23 protein-coding genes are annotated in these 25,760 nt (G+C 69.1%); 8 read left to right on the forward strand and 15 right to left on the reverse strand.

Annotation, left to right across the window (positions count from 1 at the left end; translation table 11 throughout):
- Positions 1-90 precede the first annotated feature (90 nt).
- From BLS74_RS20425 to BLS74_RS20435, 3 genes are all read left to right on the forward strand, one after another.
- Positions 91-930: an alpha/beta fold hydrolase gene (locus BLS74_RS20425; protein ID WP_093108974.1), complete on the forward strand. Its 840-nt coding sequence runs from the start codon at positions 91-93 to the stop codon at positions 928-930.
- Between the two features lie 35 nt (positions 931-965).
- A complete protein-coding gene (locus BLS74_RS20430; protein ID WP_093108975.1) occupies positions 966-1,325 on the forward strand; it encodes a hypothetical protein in 360 nt (119 codons plus the stop codon).
- 201 nt (positions 1,326-1,526) lie between these two features.
- Positions 1,527-2,579 (forward strand): ABC transporter substrate-binding protein, encoded by a 1,053-nt coding sequence (locus BLS74_RS20435; RefSeq protein WP_244503940.1) that lies wholly within the window; start codon positions 1,527-1,529, stop codon positions 2,577-2,579.
- Between the two features lie 25 nt (positions 2,580-2,604).
- Here the strand turns inward: BLS74_RS20435 and BLS74_RS20440 are convergent, their stop codons facing one another.
- From BLS74_RS20440 to BLS74_RS20475, 8 genes are all read right to left on the reverse strand, one after another.
- Positions 2,605-4,074, reverse strand: a complete 1,470-nt coding sequence (locus BLS74_RS20440) for an N-acyl-D-amino-acid deacylase family protein (protein ID WP_093108976.1) — start codon at positions 4,072-4,074, stop codon at positions 2,605-2,607.
- Positions 4,067-4,966, reverse strand: a complete 900-nt coding sequence (locus BLS74_RS20445; protein ID WP_093109083.1) for a MurR/RpiR family transcriptional regulator — start codon at positions 4,964-4,966, stop codon at positions 4,067-4,069. The genes BLS74_RS20440 and BLS74_RS20445 overlap by 8 nt, the downstream gene beginning before the upstream one ends.
- An 11-nt stretch (positions 4,967-4,977) precedes the next feature.
- Positions 4,978-6,276 carry an amino acid deaminase gene (locus BLS74_RS20450; RefSeq protein ID WP_093108977.1) on the reverse strand — a complete coding sequence of 433 codons (1,299 nt, stop codon included), beginning with the start codon at positions 6,274-6,276 and terminating at the stop codon, positions 4,978-4,980.
- Positions 6,273-7,244 (reverse strand): ABC transporter ATP-binding protein, encoded by a 972-nt coding sequence (locus BLS74_RS20455; protein WP_093108978.1) that lies wholly within the window; start codon positions 7,242-7,244, stop codon positions 6,273-6,275. The genes BLS74_RS20450 and BLS74_RS20455 overlap by 4 nt, the downstream gene beginning before the upstream one ends.
- Before the next feature lie 127 nt (positions 7,245-7,371).
- On the reverse strand, positions 7,372-8,406 hold the full coding sequence (locus BLS74_RS20460; protein WP_093108979.1) for an ABC transporter ATP-binding protein: 1,035 nt from the start codon (positions 8,404-8,406) through the stop codon (positions 7,372-7,374).
- Complete coding sequence (locus BLS74_RS20465) at positions 8,406-9,245, reverse strand: ABC transporter permease (RefSeq protein ID WP_093108980.1); 840 nt, start codon at positions 9,243-9,245, stop codon at positions 8,406-8,408. Before BLS74_RS20465 ends, BLS74_RS20460 begins: the two co-directional genes overlap by 1 nt.
- Before the next feature lie 3 nt (positions 9,246-9,248).
- Positions 9,249-10,190 carry an ABC transporter permease gene (locus tag BLS74_RS20470; RefSeq protein ID WP_093108981.1) on the reverse strand — a complete coding sequence of 314 codons (942 nt, stop codon included), beginning with the start codon at positions 10,188-10,190 and terminating at the stop codon, positions 9,249-9,251.
- A gap of 88 nt (positions 10,191-10,278) precedes the next feature.
- Positions 10,279-11,823 (reverse strand): ABC transporter substrate-binding protein, encoded by a 1,545-nt coding sequence (locus BLS74_RS20475; protein WP_093108982.1) that lies wholly within the window; start codon positions 11,821-11,823, stop codon positions 10,279-10,281.
- Between the two features lie 154 nt (positions 11,824-11,977).
- Between BLS74_RS20475 and BLS74_RS20480 the strand changes: the two genes are divergently transcribed.
- Complete coding sequence (locus BLS74_RS20480; RefSeq protein WP_093108983.1) at positions 11,978-12,364, forward strand: RidA family protein; 387 nt, start codon at positions 11,978-11,980, stop codon at positions 12,362-12,364.
- Positions 12,365-12,380: 16 nt separating this feature from the next.
- Here BLS74_RS20480 and BLS74_RS20485 read toward each other — a convergent pair whose 3' ends face one another.
- The 3 genes from BLS74_RS20485 to BLS74_RS20495 all read right to left on the reverse strand — a co-directional run bounded on the left by BLS74_RS20485 (position 12,381) and on the right by BLS74_RS20495 (position 15,052).
- Positions 12,381-12,971 (reverse strand): ATP-dependent Clp protease proteolytic subunit, encoded by a 591-nt coding sequence (locus BLS74_RS20485; protein WP_093108984.1) that lies wholly within the window; start codon positions 12,969-12,971, stop codon positions 12,381-12,383.
- Between the two features lie 70 nt (positions 12,972-13,041).
- Positions 13,042-13,803 carry a lipoprotein-releasing ABC transporter ATP-binding protein LolD gene (lolD, locus tag BLS74_RS20490; protein ID WP_093108985.1) on the reverse strand — a complete coding sequence of 254 codons (762 nt, stop codon included), beginning with the start codon at positions 13,801-13,803 and terminating at the stop codon, positions 13,042-13,044.
- A complete protein-coding gene (locus BLS74_RS20495; RefSeq protein ID WP_093108986.1) occupies positions 13,796-15,052 on the reverse strand; it encodes a lipoprotein-releasing ABC transporter permease subunit in 1,257 nt (418 codons plus the stop codon). Before BLS74_RS20495 ends, lolD begins: the two co-directional genes overlap by 8 nt.
- 122 nt (positions 15,053-15,174) lie before the next feature.
- On the opposite strand from BLS74_RS20495, the gene BLS74_RS20500 reads away from it, so the two are divergent.
- Genes BLS74_RS20500 through BLS74_RS20515 form a run of 4 tightly spaced genes read left to right on the forward strand, consistent with a single transcriptional unit; the run spans position 15,175 to position 19,347 of the window.
- Positions 15,175-16,137, forward strand: coding sequence for a hypothetical protein (locus tag BLS74_RS20500; protein WP_093108987.1), 963 nt, complete (start codon positions 15,175-15,177; stop codon positions 16,135-16,137).
- Positions 16,137-17,846, forward strand: a complete 1,710-nt coding sequence (gene recJ, locus BLS74_RS20505; protein WP_093108988.1) for a single-stranded-DNA-specific exonuclease RecJ — start codon at positions 16,137-16,139, stop codon at positions 17,844-17,846. Before BLS74_RS20500 ends, recJ begins: the two co-directional genes overlap by 1 nt.
- A gap of 2 nt (positions 17,847-17,848) precedes the next feature.
- Positions 17,849-18,730, forward strand: a complete 882-nt coding sequence (locus BLS74_RS20510) for an NUDIX hydrolase (RefSeq protein WP_093108989.1) — start codon at positions 17,849-17,851, stop codon at positions 18,728-18,730.
- Between the two features lie 11 nt (positions 18,731-18,741).
- The gene (locus BLS74_RS20515) at positions 18,742-19,347 is read left to right on the forward strand and encodes a hypothetical protein (protein ID WP_093108990.1); all 606 of its coding nucleotides are present in this window, start codon (positions 18,742-18,744) and stop codon (positions 19,345-19,347) included.
- Here the strand turns inward: BLS74_RS20515 and BLS74_RS20520 are convergent.
- The 4 genes from BLS74_RS20520 to BLS74_RS20535 form a co-directional block, all read right to left on the reverse strand.
- Entirely contained in the window at positions 19,323-20,354 is a 1,032-nt protein-coding gene (locus tag BLS74_RS20520; RefSeq protein ID WP_139191720.1) for a GSU2403 family nucleotidyltransferase fold protein, read from the reverse strand. The two genes, BLS74_RS20515 and BLS74_RS20520, sit on opposite strands and share 25 nt — an antisense overlap.
- A 134-nt stretch (positions 20,355-20,488) precedes the next feature.
- A complete protein-coding gene (locus tag BLS74_RS20525) occupies positions 20,489-21,157 on the reverse strand; it encodes a hypothetical protein (protein ID WP_244503941.1) in 669 nt (222 codons plus the stop codon).
- A gap of 40 nt (positions 21,158-21,197) precedes the next feature.
- Entirely contained in the window at positions 21,198-22,211 is a 1,014-nt protein-coding gene (locus tag BLS74_RS20530; RefSeq protein ID WP_093108992.1) for a response regulator transcription factor, read from the reverse strand.
- On the reverse strand, positions 22,208-25,741 hold the full coding sequence (locus BLS74_RS20535) for a hybrid sensor histidine kinase/response regulator (RefSeq protein WP_244503942.1): 3,534 nt from the start codon (positions 25,739-25,741) through the stop codon (positions 22,208-22,210). Before BLS74_RS20535 ends, BLS74_RS20530 begins: the two co-directional genes overlap by 4 nt.
- Positions 25,742-25,760: the final 19 nt, after the last annotated feature.

Here is a 25,760-nt window from a genome sequence, read left to right on the forward strand (position 1 = left end):
CTGTCAAACCCTCGAATGGGGGCCCCACATAAATGGAGACGGAACCCGTGAACACGCGCCCCGCCAACGCTCTGCCTGCGCCGGAATCCCGTGGCTATTGAGCTCGCATTCGAGGCCGTGGGCGACGGCCCTCCCCTGGTGATCCTGCACGGGCTGTTCGGTGCCGGACGCAACTGGGCGCGGATCGCCCGAGCGCTCGGCGACAGGCATCGGGTCTACCTGCCGGATGCGCGCAACCACGGCGCGTCGCCCCGGGGCCAGACCATGTCATACACCGAGATGGCGCAGGACGTGCTGGCGCTCATCGAGCGCGAGCAGTTGCAGCGGCCGCTGCTGATCGGCCACAGTATGGGCGGCAAGACCGCCATGACCCTGGCCCTCGAGCATCCGCAGGCGATCTCCGGCGTGGCGGTGATCGACATCGCACCCGAGCGCTACAGCGACCAGTTCTCGCCCTACATGATGGCCATGCGCGGCTTCGACGCGGCCGCCGCGACCGGCCGCAACGAGGCCCGGCAGGCGCTGGCGCAGGGCCAGGAAGGCGACACGCCGGTCCTCGACTTCCTGATGCAGAACCTGCGGCGCCACGACGAGCGCTTCGACTGGCGGCTCAACCTGCTGGCGGTGGCCATGTGCATGCAGGAGCTGTGCGGATTTCCGCAGAGGCTCCAGCACCGGCACTACGAAGGGCCGGCGCTGTTCCTCGCCGGCACCGATTCGGCCTATGTGCAAGCCGAGTCGCATGCCGGCATCGCGCGCCTGTTTCCGCGCGCGCACCTGGAACACATCGACGACGCCGGCCATTGGGTGCATGCCGACCAGCCGGGGGCGCTGCTGCGGATCTTGCGCTGCTGGCTGCATGGGCATGAAGCTGGCACGCCGCGCGCAGCAGTTCCGCAGGCAGCGCTGGCGGCGCTGGCGGCGCGCTGATTCGACTCCAAAGAAAGCAACCCGGTCTTCTCACCATGTTCGACACTCCGCGCGATGCCGCGCTCGATGGCCCCAGCCCGCCCCTGACGATTCAAGCAGGAGCGACACAGCGCGACCTCGCGCAGGCCTGCCTCGACAATGCGCTCGCCTTGATCGAGTCCGTTCTCAATGACCGCGAAGGCGAGAACACCCCGGCCGGCGAGCGTGCGGCCGTCCGCGTCTGCGTCACTTCGGCGCACGTCCTGCTCGGCGCGGCCCGGCAATTGATGGCCGAACCGCTCTATCTCCTGGCGCCGAAGGAGCGCGGGCAGCGGCTGAAGGCGCTGGTCGAAGAAGCCAAGACGGCCGGCCGTGCGGCCTACAGAGCAGCGCTGATGCTGACGGGACACGAGTGATTGCAGAAGCGTGACGAATGCCGCGACCGCGTGGGTAAACCCTGACTCGGCGGCACCGACGGCTCATTTCCAATAGTTATTCAACTTAACTAAATTCATTGGAAAAGGGCCTTGCTCATGCAGCGCAGAAGTTTTGTCGCCTCCACTGCCGTATTTGCCACTGGCTTGGCACACTTGTCGTCCGCGCAGGCAGAAACAGGGGTGAGCGACAGCGAGATCCTGCTCGGCAGCAGCGCCGTGCTGAGCGGCCCGCTCGGCTCGCAGATCAAGGTCGTGCACAACGGCGCCGGGCTGGCCTTCGATGCGGTCAACGAACAAGGCGGCGTGGGCGGACGCAAGATCAAGCTGGTGTCGCTGGACGACGAGCTGAAGCCCGAGAAGGCGGTGGAGAACTACGGCAAGCTGCTGAACGACCATCGCGTGTTCGCGTTCTTCGGCTGCGTCGGCTCGGGCACCACGGCCGCCGCCGCCAAGCTGCTGCAGCAAAGCGGCGCACCCAGCGTGGGCGGCTACGGCGTGGGCGACACGGCGCGCGAACGCGTTGCCGGCTCCGCCTACTTCGTGCGCGCCAGCAATGCGCGCGAAGCACAGGCCCTGGTCGAGCACCTCACGACCGTCGGCGTGAACAAGATGGCGATCGCCCATCTCGACAACCCGGGCGGCGCCGAAGCGGTCAAGCTGATCGAGGCCGCCATGGCCACCCACAAGCTCACGCCGACGGCGGTGGTCTCGGTGAAGGGAGACGGCTCGACCTCCGCCGCCGCCGGCAAGACATTGGCCGACAGCCAGCCGCAGGCCGTCCTGATGTATCTGGCCGGCACGGTGGCCGGCGAGGTCATCAAGGCGACTTACGGCGCCGGCAGCAAGCCGATGTTCTATGGCATGTCGGTCGTCCCGGGCGAGGTCACGGCCAAGGTGGTGAACCTGCAGGCGGGCGGACTGGCCATCTCGCAGGTCATGCCTTATCCCTGGGGCGAGGTGGAGACCGTCACGCGCGACTACCGACGCCTGGCGGAACGCGCGCAGGTGCCGGTGGGCTACGGCAGCTTCGAGGGCTACCTGAACGGGCTGGTGATGATCGAGGGGCTCAAGCGTGCCGGCCGCGACCTGACACGTGCGCGCCTGCATGCGGCGCTGCGCGCATTCAAGATGCGGCTGGCCGGCATGGACATCGATTTCACGTCAGGCAGCAGCACCGGGTCGAAGTTCATCGAAATGGTTCGCGTCACGCCCGAGGGCCGCTTCGTGCGTTGACCCGGGCGCTCTTCTCAACCGGTTCTCAGACCGCCCGCGTCAGCATCCGCCCCGCCCGCGCCCGCACCTCGGGCTCTTCTTCGCCGCCTCGGAAGGCGCAGGCGCCGTTGACGAACACGCGATCGATCCCCACGCTGGCGCTCTGCGGCCGGTCGTAGGTGGCGGTGTCGGCGATGGTGCGCGGATCGAACACCACCACGTCGGCCATCGCGCCCACGCGCAGCAGGCCGCGGTCGGCGATGCGCAGGTTGCGCGCGGTCATGCCGGTCATCTTGTGGACTGCCTGTTCGAGCGTGAACAGCTGGCGCTCGCGCCAGTAGCGCGCGAACACGCGCGGGAAGGCGCCCCACAGGCGCGGATGCGGATGGCGGTCGTGCGGCAGGCCGTCGCTGCCGATCATGGTGCGCGGATGGGCGATCACGCGCTCCACGTCCTCTTCCTTCATCTGGAAGTAGCAGGCGCCGCCGGGCTGCAGGCGGCGGCAGGCTTCCTTCTGGTCCACGCCCCATTCGCGCGCGACGTCGGCGAGCATGCGGCCCGTCACCTCGGGATGCGGATCGGACCAGGTCAGCAGGATGTCGATCACGCCGTCCACCAGGTCCTCGCGCAACACGGTGGAGCCGGCGACGTAGGGGTAGACGTCGAGCGCGATGTCCTGCCGCTTCGCGAGCGCGTCGACCAGCGGCAGGGTTTCGAGCGTGCGGCCCCAATTGGCGGGGCCGGCGCATTTGTGGTGCGAGATCACGAGCGGCGCGCCGGCGCTGAAGGCGGTGTCGCCGGCCTCGTGCATTGCCTCGATGATGGTTTCCATCTCGCTGCGCAGGTGCGTGGCATAGACGCCGCCGTGGCGCGCGACGATGCGCGCGAGCGCCGTCACCTCTTCGGCCGGCGCGGCGAAGGCTTGCTCGTAGAACAGGCCCGAGGAGAGGCCGTGGGCGCCGTCCAGCATGCAGGCTTCGAGCAGCTGGCCCATGCGCGCGCGCTCGTCCTCGGTGGCCGCGCGGTCGAGCGCGTCCATGGTCGCGAAGCGCAAGGTGGTGTGGCCGATCAGCGCCGCGACATTGAGCGCCGGCTGCGCCGCCTCGACCGCGGCGCGGTACTCGGCCATCGTGGCGTGGCGGAAGGAATCGATGCCCAGCAACGTGAGCGGCGGCTGGGCTTGCGGCGTGCGGTAGGGCGCGAGCGAGATGCCGCAGTTGCCGGTGACCACCGTCGTGATGCCTTGCGAGATCTTCGGCAGGCACAGCGGATCGCGCAGCACGATCGCGTCGTCGTGCGTGTGGACATCGATGAAGCCGGGGGCGATCACCCTGCCGCGGCAGTCGACGGTTTCGAGATCGGCCGCTGCGATGCCTTCGGGCAGGCGCTCGCGCAGGCCTTCGCCCAGCGCTGCGATACGGTCGCCGGCCAGCAGCACGTCGCCGGGCCAGCTCGGGCCGCCGGAGCCGTCGACCACGAGGCCGCCTTCGAGCAAGAAGATCGCTTGCTCAGCCATGCTTCACTCCTCCGCCATCCCAGCTCTGCAGCGGATGCGTGCTCGCATCGATGCCGTGGCGCTGGAAGGCTTCGCGCGCGCGCTGCAGGCGCTGCACCGCGGGTTCGCCGCGGCGCTGCGCGACCAGCACGGTCAGGATCTCGATCACCGTCAGGTGCGTGAGGTAGGCGTCGATGCCCACGTGCATCACCGCGTCGTCGGGCACCGAGAGGCCCAGCAGGAAATCGGCCTTCGCCGCGAGCGCCGTGCCGGGTCGCGTGAGTGCGACCACCTTGGCGCCCTGCCCGCGCGCGATGTCGACAGCATCGAGCAGCGAGGGCATGCCGCCCACGTGCGAGATCGCGATCACCACGCCACCCGGGCGCTGGGCCGCGCCGGCCACCTGCTGCAGGTGGTAGTCGGCCCAGGCGTTGGCCGAGAGGCCGAGGCGGAACAGCCGCGCCTGCAGGTCGTTGGCCATGAACCACGAGGTGGCGCCGGCACCATAGAGATCGACGTGCGGCGCCGCCGCGATGGCGGCCACGGCGCCGTCGAGCACTTCCATGTCGAGCTGGTTGCGCACGCCCGAGACCGAGGCGGCGGCGCTGCGCGCGATCTTGCCGACCACCTCGTCGGCCGCGTCCTCGATGTTCACACGCCGGTGCAGCGGCGAGCCGCCGAGCGCCAGTTCCTGCGCCAGCGCAAGCTTGAATTCGCGCAGGCCGGCGAAGCCGAGATCGCGGCAGGTGCGCATGATGGTGGGCACCGAGCTGCGCGAGCGCTCGGCCAGCGTCTCGAAGCTTTCCTCGAGCGCGCGGTCGGGGTCTTCGAGGATCAGGTCGAGGATGGCGCGCCGCGTGGCCGAGGCGCCGTCGCGGATCTCGGCCATCTTCTGAAGCAGGGAGGATGTCATCACGGGCGCCATCAGAAGTGCATGGCCACCGCATCGCTGATGCGGTAGTCCTCTTCGACCACCGGCATCCAGTGCCACTTGTCGAAGGTGGTGCAGGGGTGCGAGATGCCGAGGCCGACGCGCTCGCCGACCGCGGGCGCCTGCGGCTCCTCGGCATCGTCCCAGCGCAGGTAGGCATGCTGGTCGTTCAGCGCCGTGATCTGCCAGCCCGGCGGCACCGCGGCGGGCACCAGGCTGCCGCGCGCGGCGCGCGCGATCGGCACCGGCAGCGAAAGGTCGAAGGAGATGTCGCGCTTGCCGACCGCGAGGATCGCGAGCTTCGGTTCGGGGCGCGACTGCACCGTGGCCCACACCTCCATCGCAGGGCGCAGGCTCTCGCCGCAGCCGCAGCCCAACCGTTCGTCCACGGCACTCAGCATGCGCTGGTAGAAGCCGTGGTCGTGCGTCACGTAGCAGCCCGAGCGCAGCAGGCCGCGCACGCGGGCCTGGAGCGCCGGCTTCAGGCGGCCGGCCACCAGGTCGAAGATCGCGGAGCCGCCGGCCGAGACCAGCACCTCGTCGGTGTCGAACAGACTGTGGAGGTCGCAATGGCGGGCCACGGCCTCGACGCGGTCCATGAGCGTGTTCGCATAGGTCGTGTCGGGCCCGCTCTCGCCGGTGGCGCCCTGCCCTTCGTAGCATTCGATGCCGGCGAGCTTGACGGCGTCGCTCTCGTGCAGGCGGGTGGCGAGCGTGACCGCTTCCTCGTGCGTGCGGCAGCCGGTGCGCGCACCCTCGACGCCGATTTCGAGCATCACCTCAAAAGGCAGGTGCTCGGGGTGGCGCTCTGTCCAGTCCTCGATCAGCGCAAGCTGCGCCAGCGAATCGACCAGAAACACGACGCGCAGGTCGATGTGCGCGTGCAGCAGCAGCTGGATGCCGGCCAGGTCTTCGTCGTTCACCACCTGGTTGGCGATCAGCGTGCGCCGCGCGCCGGCGGCCACGCCGACGGCGAGCTGCGTCACGGTCGCGAAAGTGAGGCCCCAGGCGCCGGCGTCGAGCTGGCGCTTGAAGAGCTGCGGCGACATGGTGGTCTTGCCGTGCGGCGCGAGGTCGATGCCCCACTGGCGCACGCGCGCCTGCATCCACTGGAGGTTGTGTTCCAGCGCCTCGCGCTTAAGCACGGCCAGCGGCAGCGGCAGGTCGCCGGCCAGCACATGCCAGCCGGCCTTGCCGATCTCGCTGCGGCGCTTCGGCGGCTGGGTGCGCGGGTAGCCCTTGAAGCCGGTGTTGAGCAGCGGATCGATGAAGTCGTCGTATTCGGTGATCATAGGGAAATCAGCTCTTTGCGGATGCAGGCGGAAAAATGGCCCGGTGCGAGTTCGTCCAGCGGCGGCACGGTCTGGGCGCAGGCCTCGATGGCATGCGGACAGCGCGTGCGGAACACGCAGCCGGACGGCGGCGCGACCGGGCTCGGGATGTCGCCCTTCAGCGCGACGTGTTCGTTGGGCAGCAGCGGATCGGGCTTCGGGCTCGCGGCCAACAGGGCTCGCGTGTAGGGATGCTGCGGGCGCTCGAAGAGTTCGCTGGTGGTCGCCACTTCCATCACCTTGCCGAGGTAAAGCACGACCACGCGGTCGCACAGGTATTCCACCACGTCCAGGTCGTGCGAGATGAATAGCATCGTCAGCGACAGGCGTTCGCGCAGATCGGCCAGCAGGTTGATCACCTGCGACTGGATCGACACGTCCAGCGCCGACAGCGGCTCGTCGGCGACGATGAACTCGGGCTCGACGGCGAGCGCGCGCGCCACGCCGATGCGCTGCCGCTGGCCGCCCGAGAACTCGTGCGGAAAGCGGCTTGCATGCTCGGGGCGCAGGCCCACGGTTTCGAGCAGTTCGGCGATGCGCTTGTCGCGTGCAGCGGCGCCCTTGTGCAGCCCGTGCGTGGCCAGCGCCTCGCCGAGGATGGCGCTGATGCGCATCTTCGGGTTGAGGCTCGCGTACGGGTCCTGGAAGATGATCTGCAGCTTGCTGCGCAGCTTTCGCAGCGGCCCGGAAGAGAGCTTGCCGATGTCGTCGCCGCGGTAGAGCACCTCGCCCTCCGTGCGCTCGACCAGGCGCAGCAGCGTGCGGCCGATGGTGCTCTTGCCGGAGCCCGATTCGCCGACCAGGCCCAGCGTTTCGCCGGCGCGGATCGCGAAGGAAACGTCGTCGACCGCGCGCACCGGGCGCTCGCCGCTGCCGAAGTATTTCTTGAGGCCTCGGACCTCGATCAGGGGGACTGCGGCAGTGGTCATGGGCACGTGGTATTGGCTCCTTCTCCCGCAGGCGGGAGAGGGCGGGGGATGAGGGCGGGGGCCTCGGGATGCACCCTCACCCCGGCCCTCTCCCGCGAACGGGAGAGGGAGCAAGGCGGCGGCGTACTCATGCGGCCCTCGCGAGTGGTTGGATCGCCGGCACGCGGATGCAGCGCGCCTGCCGATCGGGGTGGGTTTCGACGAGCGGCGGGATGGCCTGCAGGCAGGCTTCCGCCGCATGGTCGCAGCGCGGCCCGAAGGCGCAGCCCGGCGGCGGCGCCAGCGGGCTCGACACCTGGCCGCGAATCGCGAACAGCCGCTTGGGCTTGGCCCCTCCGCGCAGGTGCGCCTTGCCGGGCAGACAGGCCAGCAGGCCCTGCGTGTAGGGATGCTCGGGCGTGGCGAACAGCGGCCGCACCGGTGCGCTCTCGACCACGCGACCCGCATACATCACGACCACGTCGTCGGCATGGTGCGCCACCACGCCGAGGTTGTGGGTGATGAACAGGATGCTCATGCCGGTCTCGGCCTGCAGCCGGCGCATCAGCTCGAGGATCTGCGCCTGGATCGTGACGTCGAGCGCGGTGGTGGGCTCGTCGGCGATCAAGAGCGTCGGGTCGCAAGCCATGGCCAGCGCGATCATCACGCGCTGGCGCATGCCGCCCGAGAGCTGGTGCGGGTATTCATGCAGGCGCCGCGCCGCGGCCGGGATCTCGACCAGCTCCAGCATGCGCAGCGCGTGCGCGAGCGCGGCCTTGCGGTCCAGCCCCTTGTGCAGGCGCACGCTCTCGGCGATCTGCTCGCCGATGGTGAAGACCGGGTTCAGGCTGGTCATCGGCTCCTGGAAGATCATCGCGAGCTCGTTGCCGCGCAGGCGCCGCATGTCGCGGTCCCCGAGCGTGAGCAGGTCGACCTTGCGGCCGTCGCGCGTGGCGAAGGCGGTCTCGCCGCTCACCTGTGCGTTGGCGGTCTTGGGCAAGAGACGCATCAGCGTCAAGCTGGTGACCGACTTGCCCGAGCCCGACTCGCCGACCAGCGCGGTGGTCTTGCCGGGCTGGATTGAGAAGCTCACCTCGGCCACCGAACGCACGAGACCGTCTTCGGTGGGGAAGGAGGTGCCGAGATTGCGTACCGCGAGACGTGGAGTTGCGTGCATCGTCATCACGTTGCCTTCTTGAGCTTGGGGTCCAGCAGGTCGCGCACGCCGTCGCCCAGCAACTGCAGCGAGAGCGCGGTGAAGATGATCGCCAACCCCGGAAACAGCACGACCCAGAAGGCCCGGTCCGCATACTGCTGGCTGCCCGCGACCATGGTGCCCCAGGTCGGGATCTCGGGCGGCACGCCGACGCCGAGGAAGGACAGGCCCGCCTCCGCCAGGATGGCGTAGGCGAAGATGAAGGACACCTGCACCAGGATCGGCGACATCAGGTTGGGCAGGATGTGGCGCCACAGGATGCGCGAGGTGCGCACGCCCAAGGCGCGCACGGCTTCGACGAAGAGCAGCTCGCGCACCACCAGCGTGGAGGCGCGCACCACGCGCGCGACGCGCGGCGTGTAGACCAGCACCAGCGCCAGTACCACGTTGCCCAGCGAAGCGCCGAGGATGGCGACCAGCGCGATCGCAAGCAGGATGTCGGGGAAGGACATCATCGCGTCGACCACGCGCATCAGCGGCGCATCGAGCCGGCGGAAGAAGCCGGCCACCAGGCCCAGGAGGGTGCCCGCGATCACCGAGCCCAGCGCGGTGAGCGCCGCGATCGCGAGCGAATAGCGCGCGCCGTGGACGATGCGCGAGTACATGTCGCGCCCCAGCTCGTCGGTACCCATCAGGTGCGCGGCGCTCGGCGGCTTGAGGCGGTCGAGCACGGCCGTGTCGTTGGGGTCGGCCGAGGCGAACCATGGCGCGCCGAGCGCGAGCACCGCGATCACCAGCAGCACCAGGGCCGAGACCATCACGATGCGGCGGTGCATCAGCTGGCGGAGCATTCGAGGCATTTGCATGATTCAGATCTTCACGCGCGGGTCGACCACGGCGTACAACAAGTCGATCGAGAAGTTGATGAGCACGTAGATCGCAGCGATCACGAGCAAGGCTCCCTGGATCACCGGATAGTCGCGCCGCAGCACCGCGTTCACCACCAGGTTGCCGACGCCGGGCAGGCCGAACACCGTCTCGGTGACGACGGCGCCGCCGATCATCAGCGCGATGGTGAGCCCCAGCACGGTGACGATCGGCACCAGCGCGTTGCGCAGCGCATGCTTGAGCACCACCGTGCTTTCCGCCAGGCCCTTGGAACGCGCGGTGCGCACATAGTCCTCGCCCAGCACGTCGAGCATCGAGGCGCGCGTGAAGCGGATGATCAACGCCGAGTTCAAGAGCCCCAGCACCGCGGCCGGCAGGATCAGCGCATGCAGGCGCTCGGCCAGCGGCGCGTCGGGCGCGCCGTAGCCCGAAACCGGGAACCAGCCGAGCGAGACCGCGAAGAGCTGGATCAGCACGATGCCGAGCCAGAAACTCGGGATGCTGGCGCCGAGCATCGCGATGCCGGTGAACACCTGGTCGACCACGCGCCCACGGAATACCGCCGAGACGATGCCGCAGGGCAGCCCGATCAGCGCCGCGATCGCCACCGCCATCAGCGCCAGCAGCGTGGTCGGCTCCGCGCGCTCCATGAGCGCCTGCGTGACCGGCCGCTGCAGAAAGATCGACTGGCCCAGGTTGCCCTGCAGCACTTCGCGCAGCCAGTAGCCGAACTGCACCGGCAGCGGCTTGTCGAGGCCGTATTCCTTCTGCACGCGCGCGATGTCGGCGGCGGTGGCCTGGTCACCGAGCAGCACCGAGACCGGATCGCCCGAGGCGGCGCGCGTGAGGATGAAGACCAGCACCGCCACGATGGCGAGCACGACCAGCATGCCCGCGAGGCGGGACGAGAGATAGCGGACCATTCAGTTCTCCGACCGTTCGCCCTGAGCTTGTCGAAGGGCTTGCACGTGCGACGACGGCTTCGACAAGCTCAGCCCGAACGGGGTGGGGTTACTTGATGCGCGTATTCCAGAAATACGGCCAGGTGGCCGGCTGGTAGTTGTCCAGCGCCGGGCTCTTGGCCGACAGCCCGTTGAACTTGCCGACGTTCACGTAAGGCACCTCGTCGTAGACCACCTGCTGCACCTTGCCCCACAGCGCGCCGCGCTTGGCGGGATCGCTCTCGACATTGAAGGCGGACAGCGCGGCCTTCTTGGCTGGCGAATCCCACCAGCCCGGCGCGCCGTCGCCGAGCTGCGGCGGCGAGAGCATCGGCTCGGGGAACTGGCCCGAATGCGTGACGTAGACGTCCCACAGCTTCGGGTCGTTGCGGCGCTGCACCAGAGTGGCCCAGTCGACCACGTTGAGATCGACCTTGAAGCCGGCGCGCTTGAGCTGCTCGGCCATCAAGAGCGCCATGTTGTAGTGGAAGTCGTACTGGCGGCTGGTCAGCACGCGGATCGGCTCGCCCTTGTAGCCGGCCTTGGCGGCGGCCTCCTTCGCCTTGGGCGCATTGCGCTGGTTGTAGAGATCGGTGCCGCCCGTGGCATAGAAGGGCGAGCCCTTGGGGAAGTGATTGCCTTCGGCGACGAAGAAGCGCGTGTCGCCGAAGCCGGCCGCGAGCATCTCGCCCTCGCCGAGCGCGACCTGGATCGCCTGGCGCAGCGGCTGGCTGGCGGCCACGCCTTCCTTGGTGTTGAAGACGAGGTAGGGAAAGCCGAAGGACGGCGTCATGATCGGCAGCGTCTTGCCGCTGGCCTTCTCGAGGCGCGCCAGGGCTTCCACCGGCAGCAGGTCGGCAAAGTCGTACTGGCCGGCCAGCGCGCCTTCGACGCGCGTGTTGGCATTGGGCACCGGCACGAAGCGAAGTTCCTCGATCGCCGCCTCGCGCTTGCCGCCGTAGCCACTCGCGGGCTCCTTGCGAGTGCTGTACTTGTCGAAGCGCGTGAGCAGCACGTACTGGTCGGGCCGGCGCTCCTTGAACTTGTAGGGACCGGTGCCGACAAAATCCTTCAGCGGCTGCGCGATCGAGTCCTTGGCCATGATCGCGGCCATGCCGCTGGGCAGCGCCAGCTGGGCGAGCAGCGGCGCGTAGGGCGCCTTGAGCACCAGCTCGACGCCCAGCGGGCCCTTGGCCTTGAGGCTCTCGAGCTCCTTGCCCACCGCCTTGCCGCGCGGTGACTGCTCGATCCAGCGCTGCAGGCTCGCGACCACATCGTCGGCGTTCAGTTCGCGGCCGTTGTGCAGCATTACGCCCTTGCGCAGGGTGATGGCGTAGGCCTTGCCGTCGGCCGAGATCTTCGGCATCGATTCGGCCAGCATCGGCACCACGTTCCACTTCGCATCGAAGGTGTAGAGCGGCTCGTAGACGTGCTGCATGATCGTGCCGACCAGGTCGGCGGTGGAGGCCATCGGGTCCAGCGTCTGCGGCTCGGCCACCATGGCAAGGGTCGCGAAATTGCGCGGTCCCTGGGCCTGGGCCGGCGCCACGGCGAACAGCAAACTGACGAGGAACGCGCCGAGCAGGCTGCGCTTCGAGAGGCCGGGGGTCTGCATGTGAAACTCCTTCGTGGGTCGGATGATTTGAAAAATATTTTCTCTTCGGCCAGACTTTGAAGCATCAAACATGCCAAATCACGGGTGTAAACCCTATGTTTCAGGATTTTTACTGAAATAGAATTTCAATTCACACTCAACCCAGGAGCTTTTCATGCCGCTCGAATACCTCGGTGCATCCCCCAAGGCCTCGGACAACCAGGTCCGCCCCTTCTCCCCGGCCGTGCGCGCGGGCGACTTCATCTATGTGTCGGGACAGGTGCCCGCCGATGCGAACGGCGAGATCGTGGTCGGCGGCATCGAGGCTCAGACCCGGCAGGTCATGGAGAACATCAAGTCGGTGCTTGCGCTGGCCGGCGCGACGCTCGACGACGTCTGCAAGACCACCGTGTGGCTGCAGGACGCGCGCGATTTCGGTGCCTTCAATCGCGTCTACATGGGCTATTTCGGTGCCGGCCGGCCCGCGCGCTCGACCACCGAGGCGCGCCTGATGGTCGACGCCAAGGTCGAGATCGACGTGGTGGCCTACAAGCCGAAGTAAGCCGGCAGCTGCGCGCCTAGGGGCGCAGCTCGCTCTTGCGCTGGATGATGCGCGACACCAGCCCGTAGTCGATCGCCTCCTCCGCCGACAGCCATCGGTCGCGCTCGATGTCGGCGAGCACGGCGTCCAGCGGCTTGCCGGTCTCGCGCGCGATCGCCTGGGCGACGCGCGTGCGAGCTCGCAGGATCTCGCGTGCGTGGATGGCAATGTCGCTGGCCGGCCCGCCCGCGCCGCCGCTCGGCTGGTGAATGAGGAAGCGCGTATTGGGCAGGCAGAAACGCCGCTCGCGCGGCACCGCCAGGTAGAGGTGCGTGGCGGCGCTGCCGACCCAGCCGGTGCCGATCATGTTCACCGGCGCGCTGATGAAGCGCACGAGGTCGTGGATGGCATCGCCCGACTCCAGGTGCCCACCCGGCGAGCTGACCAGGATGTCGATGGGTTCCTGGCTGTCGGCGTCGAGGGCGATGAGCCGGCGCGCCACGTCGGCGGCCGACTGGTCCGTGATGGCGCCGAAGATCAGTAGCGTGCGCGATTTGAAGGCCTTCTCTTCCAGGTACGAGCTGCGCTGCTCGAGCGTGGTGGAAGGCGGGAGGTCCGGGGTTTCCATGGGGCTCCTTGCGCTGTCGAACGAAGCCCCAGTGTGGTGACCGCGCCCGGCTTTGGCAAGCGGCCGCAGCTCAGCCTGCGAGACGGCCCGCGTTGAGTCGCAGCACCCGGTCGCAGCGCTTGGCCAGACTCTCGTCGTGCGTGACCACGACGAAGGCCGTGCGGCGCTCGTGCGCGAGCTGCAGCATCAGCGCGAACACGCTGTCGGCCGTGTTGCGGTCGAGGTTGCCGGTGGGCTCGTCGGCCAGCACGCAGTCGGGCTGGGTCACGAGCGCGCGCGCAATGGCAACACGCTGTCGCTCGCCGCCCGAAAGCTCGGCCGGCCGGTGGTGGGTGCGTTCGGCCAGTCCCACGGCGGCCAGCATCAGGTTCGCGGCCCGTGCCGCGGCCTGCGGCTCGGTACGGCGGATCTTCAGCGGCATCGCGACGTTGTCGAGCGCGCTGAACTCCGGCAGCAGGTGGTGGAACTGGTAGACGAAACCCAGGTGCGCATTGCGCAGCCGGCCCTGCTCGGCCGCATCGACATGCGCGATGTTCTTGCCGTGCAATTCCACGCTGCCGGCCGTGGGCGCATCGAGCCCGCCCATCAGGTGCAGCAGCGTGCTCTTGCCCGAACCCGAGGCGCCGACGATGGCGAGCGTCTCGCCCGCGCGCACGTCGAGGTCGACGCCGTGCAGCACGGTGAGATCGATGCGGCCTTCGTGGAAGCGCTTGGTGAGGCCTCTGACTTGCAGGACGACCCCATCGGCGCCGGGCCGCCCCAAGCCGATGGCAGCCCCCTCGGGGGGCAGCGAGGACACGTCAGTGCCGAGCGTGGGGGCCCGCTTATTCATAGCGCAAGGCCTCCGCAGGGTTGACGCGGCTGGCGCGCCAGCTCGGGTAGAGCGTGGCCACGAAGGACAGCGCAAGCGAGATCAGCGCGATCGGCATGATGTCGCCGCGCTGCGGATCGCTCGGCATCTTGCTGATGAGGTAAATGTCCTGCGGCAGGAAGCGCGCGTTGAAGAGCCGCTCCAGCGCCGGCACGATGACGTCGATGTTGTAGGCGATGCCCAGGCCCAGCAGCAGCCCGCCGAGCGTGCCGATCACGCCCACCATCGCGCCCTGCACGACGAAGATGCCCATGATGCTGCGCGGGCTCGAGCCCAGCGTGCGCAGGATCGCGATGTCGGCACGCTTGTCGGTCACCGTCATCACCAAGGTCGAGACCAGGTTGAAGGCCGCGACCGCGACGATCAGCGTGAGGATGATGAACATCATGCGTTTCTCGACCTGCACGGCCGCGAACCAGGTCTTGTTCTGGCGCGTCCAGTCGCGGATCAGGAATTCGCCGGGCAGCGTGACGGCCAGCTGATCGGCCACCTCGCGCGCCTGGTGCAGGTCCTTGAGCTTGAGGCGCAGGCCGCTCGGCCCTTCGAGCCGGAACACGCGGGCCGCGTCCTGCTCGTGGATCATCGCGAGCGCCGAGTCGTATTCGTAGTGGCCCGAATCGAAGGTGCCGACCACGGTGAACTGCTTCAGGCGCGGCACCACGCCGGCCGGCGTGACCTGGCCGCCGGGCGCGATCAGCGTGACCTGGTCGCCCACGCGCACGAAGAGCGAGCGCGCCAGCTCGACGCCGAGCACGATGCCGAATTCGCCCGGCACCAGCTTCGCCAGTGCACCATGTTGCGCGGTGGTGGAGATGTCGGTCACCTGCGGCTCCAGCGAAGGCTCGATGCCGCGCACCAGCGTGCCTTTCATGTCCTCGCCGCGCGCGATCAGCGCCTGCGCGGCGATGAAGGGCGCGACGCCGACGACGTTGGGGTTCTTGCGTGCCGCCGCGGCGATCGCATCGATGTCGGCCAGTGCCTGGCCGTCGCGCGAAAAGATCTCGATGTGCGAGATCACGCCGAGCATGCGGTCGGTCACTTCCTTCTGGAAGCCGTTCATCACGGAGAGCACGATGATCAACGCCGCCACGCCCAGCGCGATGCCGAACATCGAGACGCCAGAGATGAAGGAGATGAAGCCGTTGCGCCGCGTCGCCCGGCCCGCGCGCGTGTAGCGCCAGCCGAGCTGCAGTTCGTAGGGGAGTCGCATCAGGTATCTCGCCGGGCCGCCCCAAGAGAGACCTGCGCCCCCTCGGGGGGCAGCGATGACACGGCGTGCAGAGCGTGGGGGTCGTTCATCGCTCGGATTGTGGCATCCCGGACAATAGGCCCATGCCCGCCTTGTCTACTTCGCACCATTTGCTGATCCCCTTCGCCGGCCGCAGCTCGCCGGCCTGCCGCGAAGCACTGACGGGCCTGCGTCTGCCGAAGCTGGAATCGCTGCTCTCGCGCTTGGCGCTGGTGCACGAAGACACGCAGGACGAAAGCACGCTCTCGCCACCCCACGAACGTGCGCTGGCCGCGGCGCTCGGCATCGAAGCCGCCGATGGACAGATCCCGTGGGCGGCGCTGGAAGCGAAACAGGCCGGGCTCTCGCCTACCAGTGACGGCGACAGCTGGGGCATCGCAACCCTGTGTCACTGGCAGGTGGGCATCGACGACGTGGTGCTGGGTGATCCAGCCGCGATCCGGATCGACGCGGCCGAATCCGACGCCCTGCTCGCGGTCGCGCGCCCCTTCTTCGAGGAAGACGGCATCGCGCTGCACGCCACGCCCACGCCGGGCCGCTGGCTCGCGCAAGGCCAGGTGTTCGACGGCCTGGCCACCGCCTCGATCGACCGCGCGATCGGCTACCCCATTTCGCAGTGGTCACCGCTCGCCGACGGTGCCCGGTCGCTGCGCCGGCTGCAGAACGAGATGCAGATGCTGCTCTACACCGAGCGCGTGAACGACGAGCGCACTGCGCGCGGCGTGCCGCCGATCAATTCCTTCTGGCTCAGCGGCACCGGCCGCCTCCCCCCTTCCTTCGGCGACGCGCGGCCCACTGTCGCCGACGCGCTGCGTGCTCCCGCGTTGCGCGACGATGCCGCCGCCTGGACCGCGGCCTGGGGCGAGGTGGACGCCGGCCCGGTGGCCGAGCTGCTGGCCGTGTACACCGAAGGCGCCGACGTGGCGATCACGCTGTGCGGCGACCGCGGCGCGCGGCGCTTCGGCGTGCAGCAGCGCGGCCTGGCGCGCTGGGCCAAGTCCTTGTTCCAGCGAGAGAGCGCACCGGCCGTGCTGGAAGCGCTGTGATGAAGATCGTCGCCCGAGACATCCCCCCGCGCAGCGCCTGGGCGCTCGAACAGGCCGGCGTGCATCCCTTGCTGGCACGGCTCTATGCCGCGCGCGGCGTGCAGGGCAAGGACGAGCTCGACGACGGCCTCGTGCGCCTGCTCGCACCCGCCACCCTGCGCGGCGCGCGCGAGGCCGCGGTGCTCCTGGCCGATGCGATCCGCGACGACAAGCGCCTGTGCATCGTGGCCGACTACGACTGCGACGGCGCCACGGCCTGCGCGGTGGCCGTGCGTGGCCTGCGCCTGCTCGGCGCGAAGCAGGTGAGCTACCTGGTGCCCGACCGCGTGATCGACGGCTACGGCCTCACGCCGCCGATCGCCGAGCGCGTGGCCGCGAGCGGCGCCGACGTGCTGATCACAGTCGACAACGGCATCGCGAGCGTCGAGGGCGTGGCCGCCGCCAAGGCGCGCGGGCTCGCGGTGCTGGTGACCGACCACCACCTGCCCGGCCCGGCGCTGCCCGCGGCCGACGTGCTGGTGAATCCCAACCAGCCCGGCTGCGAGTTCGAAAGCAAGAGCATCGCGGGCGTCGGCGTGATGTTCTATGTGCTGCTGGCCTTGCGCTCCGAGCTGCGTGCGCGCGGCGTGTTCGATGTCGCGACGCAACCCAAGCTCGATGCGCTTTTGCCGCTGGTTGCGCTCGGCACCGTGGCCGACGTGGTCAGGCTCGACGCCAACAACCGCCGCCTGGTCGCGCAAGGCCTGCGCCGCATCCGCGCTGGCTCCATGCCGGCAGGAATTGCCGCGCTCTTCAAGGCCGCCGGCCGCAATGCGCAGGCAGCCACCACCTTCGACTTCGGCTTCGCACTCGGGCCGCGCATCAACGCGGCCGGACGCCTGGCCGACATGACGCTGGGCATCGAGTGCCTGCTGACCGAGGACGCGGCGCGCGCCGACGAACTGGCGCGCATGCTCGACGGCATCAACCGCGAGCGGCGCGACATCGAGGGCGGCATGCGCGAGCAGGCGCTGATGCTGGCCGAGACGCTGTTCGACGACAGCCAGGCCCCGCCCGCCGCCATCAGCGTGTTCGGCGCGGACTTTCATGAAGGCGTGGTCGGCATCGTCGCCTCGCGGCTCAAGGACCGCTTCCACCGGCCCGCCTTCGTCTTCGCGGCCAGCGCCGCCGACGGCAAGTCGCACGAGCTCAAGGGTTCGGGTCGTTCGATCCCGGGCTTCCATCTGCGCGATGCGCTGGACCTGGTGGCCAAGCGCCATCCGGGCGTGCTGCTACGCTTCGGCGGCCATGCGATGGCGGCGGGCTGCACCGTGGCCGAGGAACATTTCGAGACCTTCGAGCGCGCGCTGGCGCAGGTGGCGATGGAATGGCTCGATGCCGCAGCGCTGACGCGGCGGCTCGACACCGACGGGCCGCTGGCGCCCGAATACCTGCGCGTCGATCTGGTCGACACCTTGCACCGCGAAGTGTGGGGGCAAGGCTTTGCGCCGCCGACCTTCAGCGAAGAGGTCGAGGTCATCTCGCAGCGGCTGGTGGGCGAGAAGCATCTGGCGCTGAAACTCAAGCACCAGGGCAAGCCGGTGGACGGCATCTGGTTCGGCCACACCGAACCGCTGCCGCCGCGCGTGGTGATTGCGTTCCGGCTCGATGCCGACGAGTGGCAGGGCGTGCGGCGGGTGCGCTTCCTGGTGGAAGGCGCCGAGGGCTGAAGATGCAAGCCGCGCGACCCGATGCGCCGCCGGCGCCCATCCGGCCCGCCGCCACCGTGCTCATCTGCCGCGACAGCGCGGCCGGGCCCGAAGTCCTCATGATCCAGCGCCATGCGCTGTCGGACGTGCATGGCGGTTCCTACGTCTTTCCCGGCGGCAAGGTGGATCCGGCGGATGCCGGGCTCGACGCGCAGGCGCGCCTGGACCAGGAACCCGATCGCCTGCACGCGCTGCTGAACGACGAGGACATCGATGCCGCGACCGCCGCGGCGATCCATGTGGCGGCGGTGCGCGAAGTCTTCGAGGAATGCGGCCTGCTGTTCGCGCAGGGACTCGACGCCGAAGCCCTGCGGCAGGCGGCCGCGCTGGCCGCGGCCGGCGTCGCCTTCAACGACATGCTGGGCCGGCTCGGCCTGCGCCTGGACACGCGTGCCCTGCGGCCGTGGTCGCGCTGGATCACGCCGCTGCAGGCCTTGTCATCGCCGGGCAAGCGCTTCGACACGCGCTTCTTCATCGCCGCCGCGCCCGCCGCGCAGCATGCGCGGCACGATGCGCACGAGGCCGTGCACAGCGACTGGCTGCAGCCACGCACCGCGCTCGAAAGCTACTGGCGCGGCGACATCGTTCTGGCCGCGCCGCAGATCATGAGCCTCGCGCACCTGGGCCGCTTCAACAGCGTCGATGCGATGCTGGCCGAGGCCGACAGCCGCCCGCCCTGCCTCGTGCGGCCGCACACCTTCGAGATCGAGGGCATGCGCGCCACCGCCTACCCCGGCGACGACCGCCATCCGGAGCGCATTCGCGTCATGCCCGGGCCGCTGCGTCTGGTGCTGCGCGGCCGGCGGCTGGAGCCACCGGACGGCTTCGACGGGTTCTGGCGCTGACAATCAGCGTCATGGAAGTTCTCACCCTGACGGCCCTGATCTTCTTCGGTGCCTACCTGATCAAGTCCCGCGAGCAGAAGCGGCGCGTCGCGCTCCTTGCCAGCCATCTCGGCAACTACCAGATCGAACACCTGATGGAGAACCTGACCGAGGGCTACCTGCGCTGCCTCGGCGAAAACGACCCCGAGCGCCGCGATCAGATCTGGAGCCTGCTGGCCACCAGCGAGCAGACGCTTGCCGGCCAGTTCACGCGCTTCGCCGCAGAGTTCTCGAAGGTCGGCGCGGCCGACGCGCGCGTGAGCAAGTTCCCGATCGCCCTGCCCTTCGCGCAGGCGCTGTTTCCCGGCAGCAGCTTCGACATGCGCGAGGCGCTGGCGATCCACGCGCGGGGCATCGCCGATGCGGTAGCGAACAGCGCTCAGCGCACGCCCAAGAGCAAGGCCTTCACCCTGTCGGCCGAGCTCTTCCTCATGCAGCACACCTGCCACTGGTTCTGCAGGTCGAAGGCGGTCGCCTCGGCACGGCTGCTGGCGCGCCACAAGACCTCCTACGCGCAGGTGCTCGATGCGGTGGCGCCGGCGACGCGGCGCGCCTACGGTGCATTGGTAGGCGGTTGACGCCGCGGCGCTCGCGGCCGACTGGCGCCGGCAAGCTCTAGCACCATGGTCAGCTGCCCCGCGATCGACGGGTGGTGCTGCGCCAGCAGACGCGTGCCTTCGGCAATGCGGCTGCGCCATCCTTTGCCGCGGCCCATGATGTCCTCGGCTGCCTCGTGGAGCGCATACGGGGAGCGCTCGAGTGCATGCGAAACAATGGCGGCGACCTGCCCCGCATCCTTCTGGATCTTGGTGCGGAACGCCTCTTCGCGCTCGGCCATGACGACCAGCTTGTGCAGCGCGTAGCGCACCGGCGACGGTATGTTCACCATCAGCGCGTGTTCCCCCGAGATCACGGCTGTCTGGGCGATCTTCTCCCGGGAGAATTCCATGAACTTCAGAGGCTGGAGATTCACCTTGAGCGGCTCGTGCCGGTAAACCGCATCGCTCCTACCGGCGGTCGTCAGCAGATCGATCCGCATTTCGCCACCCTTGGAATTCAGGTAGGTGGCGCCAGCCCCGCTCGCGATCGACTTCACCGGAAGCAAGCCCATCTGAAGCGAAGTGATCGCGTCGTGCACGTCGGACTCGGTGTTCGTCGGCAAGGCAAGCGACACATTCTTGCCCGCGTGCGCGAAGTCGATGTCGTTCGTCTTCCAGCCCCCCGTCCACCGCACGCCGAGCATGTTCCCCATCGCGATGAACGCATGTGTGCCGATCAGCACGCCGCCGGCGTTGAAAAAGCCATGCTCCGAGAGCCTGTTGATCACCTTGAAGTGCTGGGGCGTCACGTTCAGGCAGCCAAGCGAAGTGCATGCGCTGGCGAGCCTGGCCAGGCCATCGTGGCCATGCGACTTGCCTTCGGAGCGCAGCCCGATGAGCTCACGCAGGCGCTCATCGTCGGGCCCGAGATAGACCTGGTGGTTCCTGCCGGCCAGATCGCGGAACTGCCAATACCAATAGATGACGCCCTTGACCTCCTTCCTGTTGAAGGAACCGCTCAGATCTGCGATCGAGCGATCGAGCATGCGCGCCTGCGCCTGCTCGACCAGTTCGGCGAAGTTGGTCTGCGCCGAGAGCGACAGGTCCTCGAAGAGCGAGGGTTCGGAGACAGTGGCCACGGTTATACTGCGGAGTCCTTCCTGCGCAGTATAGCCACGCTTCAGCGCCCGAACTCGTGATTCAGGCCGATCGCCACGCTGCGCACGCCCCCGGGCCCGGTGCGCGCCGCGCTCACGTCGATGCTGATCAGGGGCGTCAGGCTGAAGCGCGCGCCGACGCGCGAAGTCCAGAGCCCGAAGGCACGGTTGCGCTCGGCGATCAGGGACACGGTGTCGTTCAGCGCCCATTCGCCGGCCAGTCCGCCGCGGCCGCTGCGCGCGCCGGTGCCGGGGGCCCAGTCGGCACCCAGGTTGGCGTGGACCTGCAGGCTGTCGGTCGCGCGCCAGGTCACGGGAACGACGAACTGGCCGCCGGTGCGGCCGCCGTGGCGCGGCAGCTCGAAGGTTGCGCCCATCGAGACGGCCGCGCTCCACTGCGCATCGGGCGCCTGCCCGAGAAAGGTCCACTTGAGCTGCGGGCCCACCGTGTGCAGGCGATCCCCAGCCACCGCGATGCGATCGATGTTGAGACCCAGCTCGACCGGGCCGACGCGGCAGGCCGGCCCGAGGTGCCAGAGCGTGGTCTGCTGGCTGCGGGTGCGCGTACCCCACAACTCGTACTGGCACTGGCCCCGATCGAGCGTGCCCGCGTCGTCGACGTCGAAATGGCCGCCGGCCTGCGCGGAGGCTGCAGCGAACCACAGCGGGGCCATCAGATAGCGTCGAATCATGGCCGCGCATTCTAGGAGCGGCCGGCGTCAATTCATCGGCTCATATTTCGAACTGCGGCTGCAGCTCGCGAATGCGTTTCATTGCCACGCCGGCGGCCGCGGTACGGGTCTCGACGCCAAGCTTCACGTACACGCGCTCCAGATGCTTCTTGGCGGTGGCCGGGCTGCTGCCCAGGATCTCGCCGATGTCCTTGTTGGTCTTGCCCTTGACCACCCAGTACAGAACCTCGGCCTCGCGTGCGGTGAGCTTCAGGCTCAGGCTCATGGCCTCGATCACCGCGGTGCCGGAGACCTCGCGCATGATGATCAGCCAGTCGTCGCCCTCCTCGTCGTGCCCGGTCTGCTGATGCAGCCGCAGGCTGAGGCTGGCGGCGCCCTGCGCGATCGAGAGCACGGGCGGCTCGACCTGGCGCTGCTGCGCGTCGGGCAGGTGCTGGCGCAGCCATTCGAGCACCACCGGCGGCGTGGCCGGCGCGGCCGTGGCGCAATAGCGCTGCAGCAGGTCGCGCGCCAGCGCGGTCTGCCAGATCAGCCTGCCCTCGGGCATGCGCACGGTGAAGCTCGCGTAGCCGAAGGCATCGAGCGCATTGCGTGCCTGCCCGGCCTGCTGCACCGCCTGCCGCGCGGCGCGCGCGCCCTGCAGGTGCACATTCATGCGCGCCAGCACTTCCTTGGGCTTGATCGGCTTGGTGACGTAGTCGACGCCGCCGGCCTCCAGCGCCGCGACCAGGTGCTCGGTCTCGGTGAGACCGGTCATGAAGACGATCGGGATGTGGGCCGTCGCGGCATCGGCCTTGAGGCGGCGCGCGACTTCGAAGCCGTCGATGCCCGGCATCATCGCGTCGAGCAGCACGATGTCGGGGCGCGCCTGGGCCGCGCGCTGCAGGGCCTGCTCGCCGCTGGTCGCGACCAGCACCGCATAGCCCGATTCGTCGAGTGCATCGTGCAGGACCGCGAGGTTGTCGGGCACGTCGTCGACGATCAGCACCAGGTCGCCGGTGCCGGCGTGCTCGCGCAGGCTGTGCACCAGGGGTGGTGGGGGCTCGCTGCTCATGAGGTGCCCGCCGCCGAATTCAAGGCACGGCTCATGGCCTCGAACTGGAACTGCCGCGCCAGGGTGCGCTGCGCCGCCGTCCAGCCCGCGCATTCGGGCTGGGCCGCATCGATGGCGTCGAGCTGGTTCATGATGCCGCGGAAGTAGCCGAGGCCGACGGCCTCTTCGAGCGCTCGCAGGCTGGCCGCATCGGGCAGCACGGCCGCCGGCAGCGAGGGCGCCGGCGGCGGTGCCACGGCGCTGTCGGTCCAGCGCAGCGCGAGCCGGCGCTCGAGCCAGTCGAGCAGCTCGCTGTGGCGCACCGGCTTGACGAAGAAATCCTCGGGCGCGATGCCGACGTCGTTGTCCAGCCGCTTGTCGAAGGCATTGGCCGAGACGATTGCGACGGACGCCTGAGCGAGCCCGAGCGCGCGCGAGCGGCGGATGGTTTCCCAGCCGTCGATGCCGGGCATCGCGAGATCGACGAACATCGCGTCGGGATGCCAGCCGGCGGCGATCAGGTCCAGCGCATCATGGCCGCTGGCCGCCGTGCGCAGCTCGAAGCCCAGCGGCGCGAGCAGGTGCACGAGCAGTTCGCGGTCGGCCTCTTCGTTGTCGACCACCAGCAGGCGACGGCGCGGGCCTTCGTAGCCGCGCCGCAGCCGTGGCGCGGCCGCGATCTTGCGCCGCCCGCCGGCGACGGGCGCCTCGTGCACGCGCGGCAGGAACAGCCGCACCCGAAACACCGAGCCGGCGCCGGGCGCGCTCTGCACGCTCATCTCGCCGCCCATCAGGTCGATCAGCATCTTCGCGATCGTGAGGCCCAGGCCCGCGCCGGGCGCGGACGGGCCGGCGCTCGTGCCGCGCGCGAAGGGCTCGAAGATGCGGCTCAGTTCCTCGGCCGACATGCCGGGCCCGGTGTCCTCGACCTCGATGGCCGCGAACTCTCGCGCATAACGCAGGCGCAGCGTGACCTGCCCGCTGGCGGTGAACTTGATCGCATTGCCCAGCAGGTTGATGAGGATCTGCCGCACGCGCCGCTCGTCAGCGCGCACCAGCTCGGGCAGTTCGCCGGCGGGTTCGAAGCGGAAGGCCAGGCCCTTCTCGGCCGCCTGCAGCTCGAACATGTCGGCCAGCTCGCTCATGAGCTCGGCGAACTCCATCGGCCTGGCATGCAGCGTGAGCTTGCCGGCCTCGATGTGCGCGATGTCGAGCGTGCCTTCGATCAGCGACAGCAGGTGCTCGCCGCCGCGCTTGATGACCGCCACCGCCTGCTGCCGGTGCGGCGGCACGGCCGCGTCTTCCCCCATCAGCTGCGCATAGCCCAGAATGCTGTTGAGCGGCGTGCGCAGCTCGTGGCTGATGGCGCTGATGTAGCGGCTCTTGGCCTGGTTCGCCTGGTCCGCCTGCTCGCGCGCCTGCTCGGCCGTCTGCTTGGCGGCCTGCAAGGCGCGGTCGGTCTCGCGGTGAAGCTCGATCTCGCGCACCAGCAGGTGGGTCTGGCGGTTCGATTCTTCCTGCGCCACCTTGCGGCTCTGGTGCGCGAGCACCAGCCACCAGGCGACGATGCCGGCGATCAGCAGCAGCGCCATGTAGGCCTTGAGAAAGCCCGAGCGCAGGTGCGCGGGGTTCGCCGCTTCGGCCAGCACCCCTTCGCCCAGGCCGCGCAGTTCCTGCTGGTAGAGCACGCCGAAGACCGCGGCGAGGAGCGGCACCACGATCAGCATCAGCAGCAGGAAGTGGCCGAGCCCGGTATCGAGGTAGGGCCAGACGCGACGCGGCAGCAGCCAGCGCAGCGCGCCCGACCATTGCGCCGAGAGGCTCGCCTGCGGCTTGCAGAGATCACCGCAGCGCGCGTCGAGCGTGCAGCACAGCGAGCAGATCGCGCCCTGGTAGGCGGGGCAGTGCGCCATGTCGGGGCCTTCGTACTCGCGCTCGCAGATCACGCAGCGCTGCGTGCTGAGGCGCCGGTAGCTGCCGGCCTCCGATTCGACGCGCGCCCAGCGCACCGCCGCGCGGCCGGTGGCCGGTGCGAAAGGCGCCGAGCCGCAGTCGTCGGACACCCGCGCGATGTAGTACTTGCCGCGCGTGGCCCAGGCGATCAGCGGCGCCGCGACGAAGGCGGTGCCCAGCGCGATCAGCGCCGAGAAGGCCTGCGCCATCGGCCCGAACACACCAAGGTGCGCCGTGATCGACAGGGCCGAGGCCAGCGCCATCGCGCCGACGCCGACCGGGTTGATGTCCCACAGGTGCGCGCGCTTGAACTCGATGCCCGGCGGCGAGAGGCCCAGCGGCTTGTTGACGACGAGATCCGCCACCACCGCCATCATCCAGGCGATCGCGATGTTGGCGTAGAGGCCGAGCACGTCGCCCAGCGCCTCGAACACGTTCATCTCCATCAGCATGAAGGCGATCAGCGCATTGAACACCACCCACACCACGCGGCCCGGATGACTGTGCGTGACGCGCGAGAAGAAATTGCTCCAGGCGAGCGAGCCCGCATAGGCGTTGGTGACGTTGATCTTGAGCTGCGAGATCACGACGAACAGCGCCGTCGCGGCCACCGCCCAGCCGTATTGGGGGAACACGTACTCGTAGGCGGCCAGGTACATCTGATTGGGGTCGACCGCACGCTCGGGCGGCACCATGTGGCCGATGGCGAGGTAGGCGAGCAGCGCGCCGCCCAGCATCTTGAGCACGCCCAGCACCACCCAGCCCGGCCCGCCGACGAGCACGCCGGCCCACCAGCGCCCGCGGTTGGCGGCGGTGCGGACCGGCATGAAACGCAGGTAGTCGGCCTGCTCGCCCATCTGCGTGATCAGCGCGATGCCGACGGTGAGGGCGGCACCGAACAGGTGCAGATCGAATCCGATGGCGCCGGGCTTGACGCCGTTGTAGTGCACGATGCCGTCGAACGCACCAGGATCGCGCACAAGCACATAGCCGAAGGGCACCACCAGCATCACGAGCCAGATCGGCTGGGTCCACACCTGCAGCCGGCTGATGGCCGAGATGCCGTGCGTGACCAGCGGAATCACCACCAGCGCGCAGACCAGGTAGCCCCACACCACGGGGATGCCCAGCGCCAGCTCGAGCGCATAGGCCATCACCGCCGCCTCGAGCGCGAAGAAGATGAAGGTGAAGGAGGCGTAGATCAGCGAGGTCAGCGTGGAGCCGATGTAGCCGAAGCCGGCGCCGCGCGTGAGCAGGTCCATGTCGACGCCGTAGCGTGCCGCATAGACGCTGATCGGCAGGCCGGCCAGGAAGATGATGAGCCCGGTGACCAGGATCGCCCAGGCCGCATTGATGAAGCCGTACTGCACCAGCAGCGTGGCGCCGACCGCTTCGAGGATCAGGAAGGAGGCCGCGCCGCCGAAGGCCGTGCTCGCCACGCGCCATTCCGACATGCGCCGAAAGCGCTGGGGGGTGTAGCGCAGGGCATAGTCCTCGAGCGTTTCGCGCGCCACCCAGCTGTTGTAGTCGCGCCGAACCTTGACGATGCGCTGCGGCGCTTCGTCGCTCGGGAGCGGGGGAACGGCGGTAGAGTCCACGGGTTCAAAGTGCAGCTTT

Origin of the sequence: Variovorax sp. CF079 (assembly GCF_900101545.1) — a bacterium.
Taxonomy (GTDB): domain Bacteria; phylum Pseudomonadota; class Gammaproteobacteria; order Burkholderiales; family Burkholderiaceae_C; genus Variovorax.

What these genes read in the sequence shown, in the direction of transcription:
- BLS74_RS20430 (WP_093108975.1), top strand. Translation starts at nt 966, where the DNA reads ATGTTCGACACTCCGCGCGATGCCGCGCTCGATGGCCCCAGCCCGCCC.
- BLS74_RS20440 (WP_093108976.1), bottom strand. Translation starts at nt 4,074, where the DNA reads ATGGCTGAGCAAGCGATCTTCTTGCTCGAAGGCGGCCTCGTGGTCGAC.
- BLS74_RS20445 (WP_093109083.1), bottom strand. Translation starts at nt 4,966, where the DNA reads ATGACATCCTCCCTGCTTCAGAAGATGGCCGAGATCCGCGACGGCGCC.
- BLS74_RS20450 (WP_093108977.1), bottom strand. Translation starts at nt 6,276, where the DNA reads ATGATCACCGAATACGACGACTTCATCGATCCGCTGCTCAACACCGGC.
- BLS74_RS20455 (WP_093108978.1), bottom strand. Translation starts at nt 7,244, where the DNA reads ATGACCACTGCCGCAGTCCCCCTGATCGAGGTCCGAGGCCTCAAGAAA.
- BLS74_RS20460 (WP_093108979.1), bottom strand. Translation starts at nt 8,406, where the DNA reads ATGACGATGCACGCAACTCCACGTCTCGCGGTACGCAATCTCGGCACC.
- BLS74_RS20465 (WP_093108980.1), bottom strand. Translation starts at nt 9,245, where the DNA reads ATGCAAATGCCTCGAATGCTCCGCCAGCTGATGCACCGCCGCATCGTG.
- BLS74_RS20470 (WP_093108981.1), bottom strand. Translation starts at nt 10,190, where the DNA reads ATGGTCCGCTATCTCTCGTCCCGCCTCGCGGGCATGCTGGTCGTGCTC.
- BLS74_RS20475 (WP_093108982.1), bottom strand. Translation starts at nt 11,823, where the DNA reads ATGCAGACCCCCGGCCTCTCGAAGCGCAGCCTGCTCGGCGCGTTCCTC.
- BLS74_RS20480 (WP_093108983.1), top strand. Translation starts at nt 11,978, where the DNA reads ATGCCGCTCGAATACCTCGGTGCATCCCCCAAGGCCTCGGACAACCAG.
- BLS74_RS20485 (WP_093108984.1), bottom strand. Translation starts at nt 12,971, where the DNA reads ATGGAAACCCCGGACCTCCCGCCTTCCACCACGCTCGAGCAGCGCAGC.
- lolD (WP_093108985.1), bottom strand. Translation starts at nt 13,803, where the DNA reads ATGAATAAGCGGGCCCCCACGCTCGGCACTGACGTGTCCTCGCTGCCC.
- BLS74_RS20495 (WP_093108986.1), bottom strand. Translation starts at nt 15,052, where the DNA reads ATGCGACTCCCCTACGAACTGCAGCTCGGCTGGCGCTACACGCGCGCG.
- BLS74_RS20500 (WP_093108987.1), top strand. Translation starts at nt 15,175, where the DNA reads ATGCCCGCCTTGTCTACTTCGCACCATTTGCTGATCCCCTTCGCCGGC.
- recJ (WP_093108988.1), top strand. Translation starts at nt 16,137, where the DNA reads ATGAAGATCGTCGCCCGAGACATCCCCCCGCGCAGCGCCTGGGCGCTC.
- BLS74_RS20510 (WP_093108989.1), top strand. Translation starts at nt 17,849, where the DNA reads ATGCAAGCCGCGCGACCCGATGCGCCGCCGGCGCCCATCCGGCCCGCC.
- BLS74_RS20515 (WP_093108990.1), top strand. Translation starts at nt 18,742, where the DNA reads ATGGAAGTTCTCACCCTGACGGCCCTGATCTTCTTCGGTGCCTACCTG.
- BLS74_RS20520 (WP_139191720.1), bottom strand. Translation starts at nt 20,354, where the DNA reads ATGCTCGATCGCTCGATCGCAGATCTGAGCGGTTCCTTCAACAGGAAG.
- BLS74_RS20525 (WP_244503941.1), bottom strand. Translation starts at nt 21,157, where the DNA reads ATGATTCGACGCTATCTGATGGCCCCGCTGTGGTTCGCTGCAGCCTCC.
- BLS74_RS20530 (WP_093108992.1), bottom strand. Translation starts at nt 22,211, where the DNA reads ATGAGCAGCGAGCCCCCACCACCCCTGGTGCACAGCCTGCGCGAGCAC.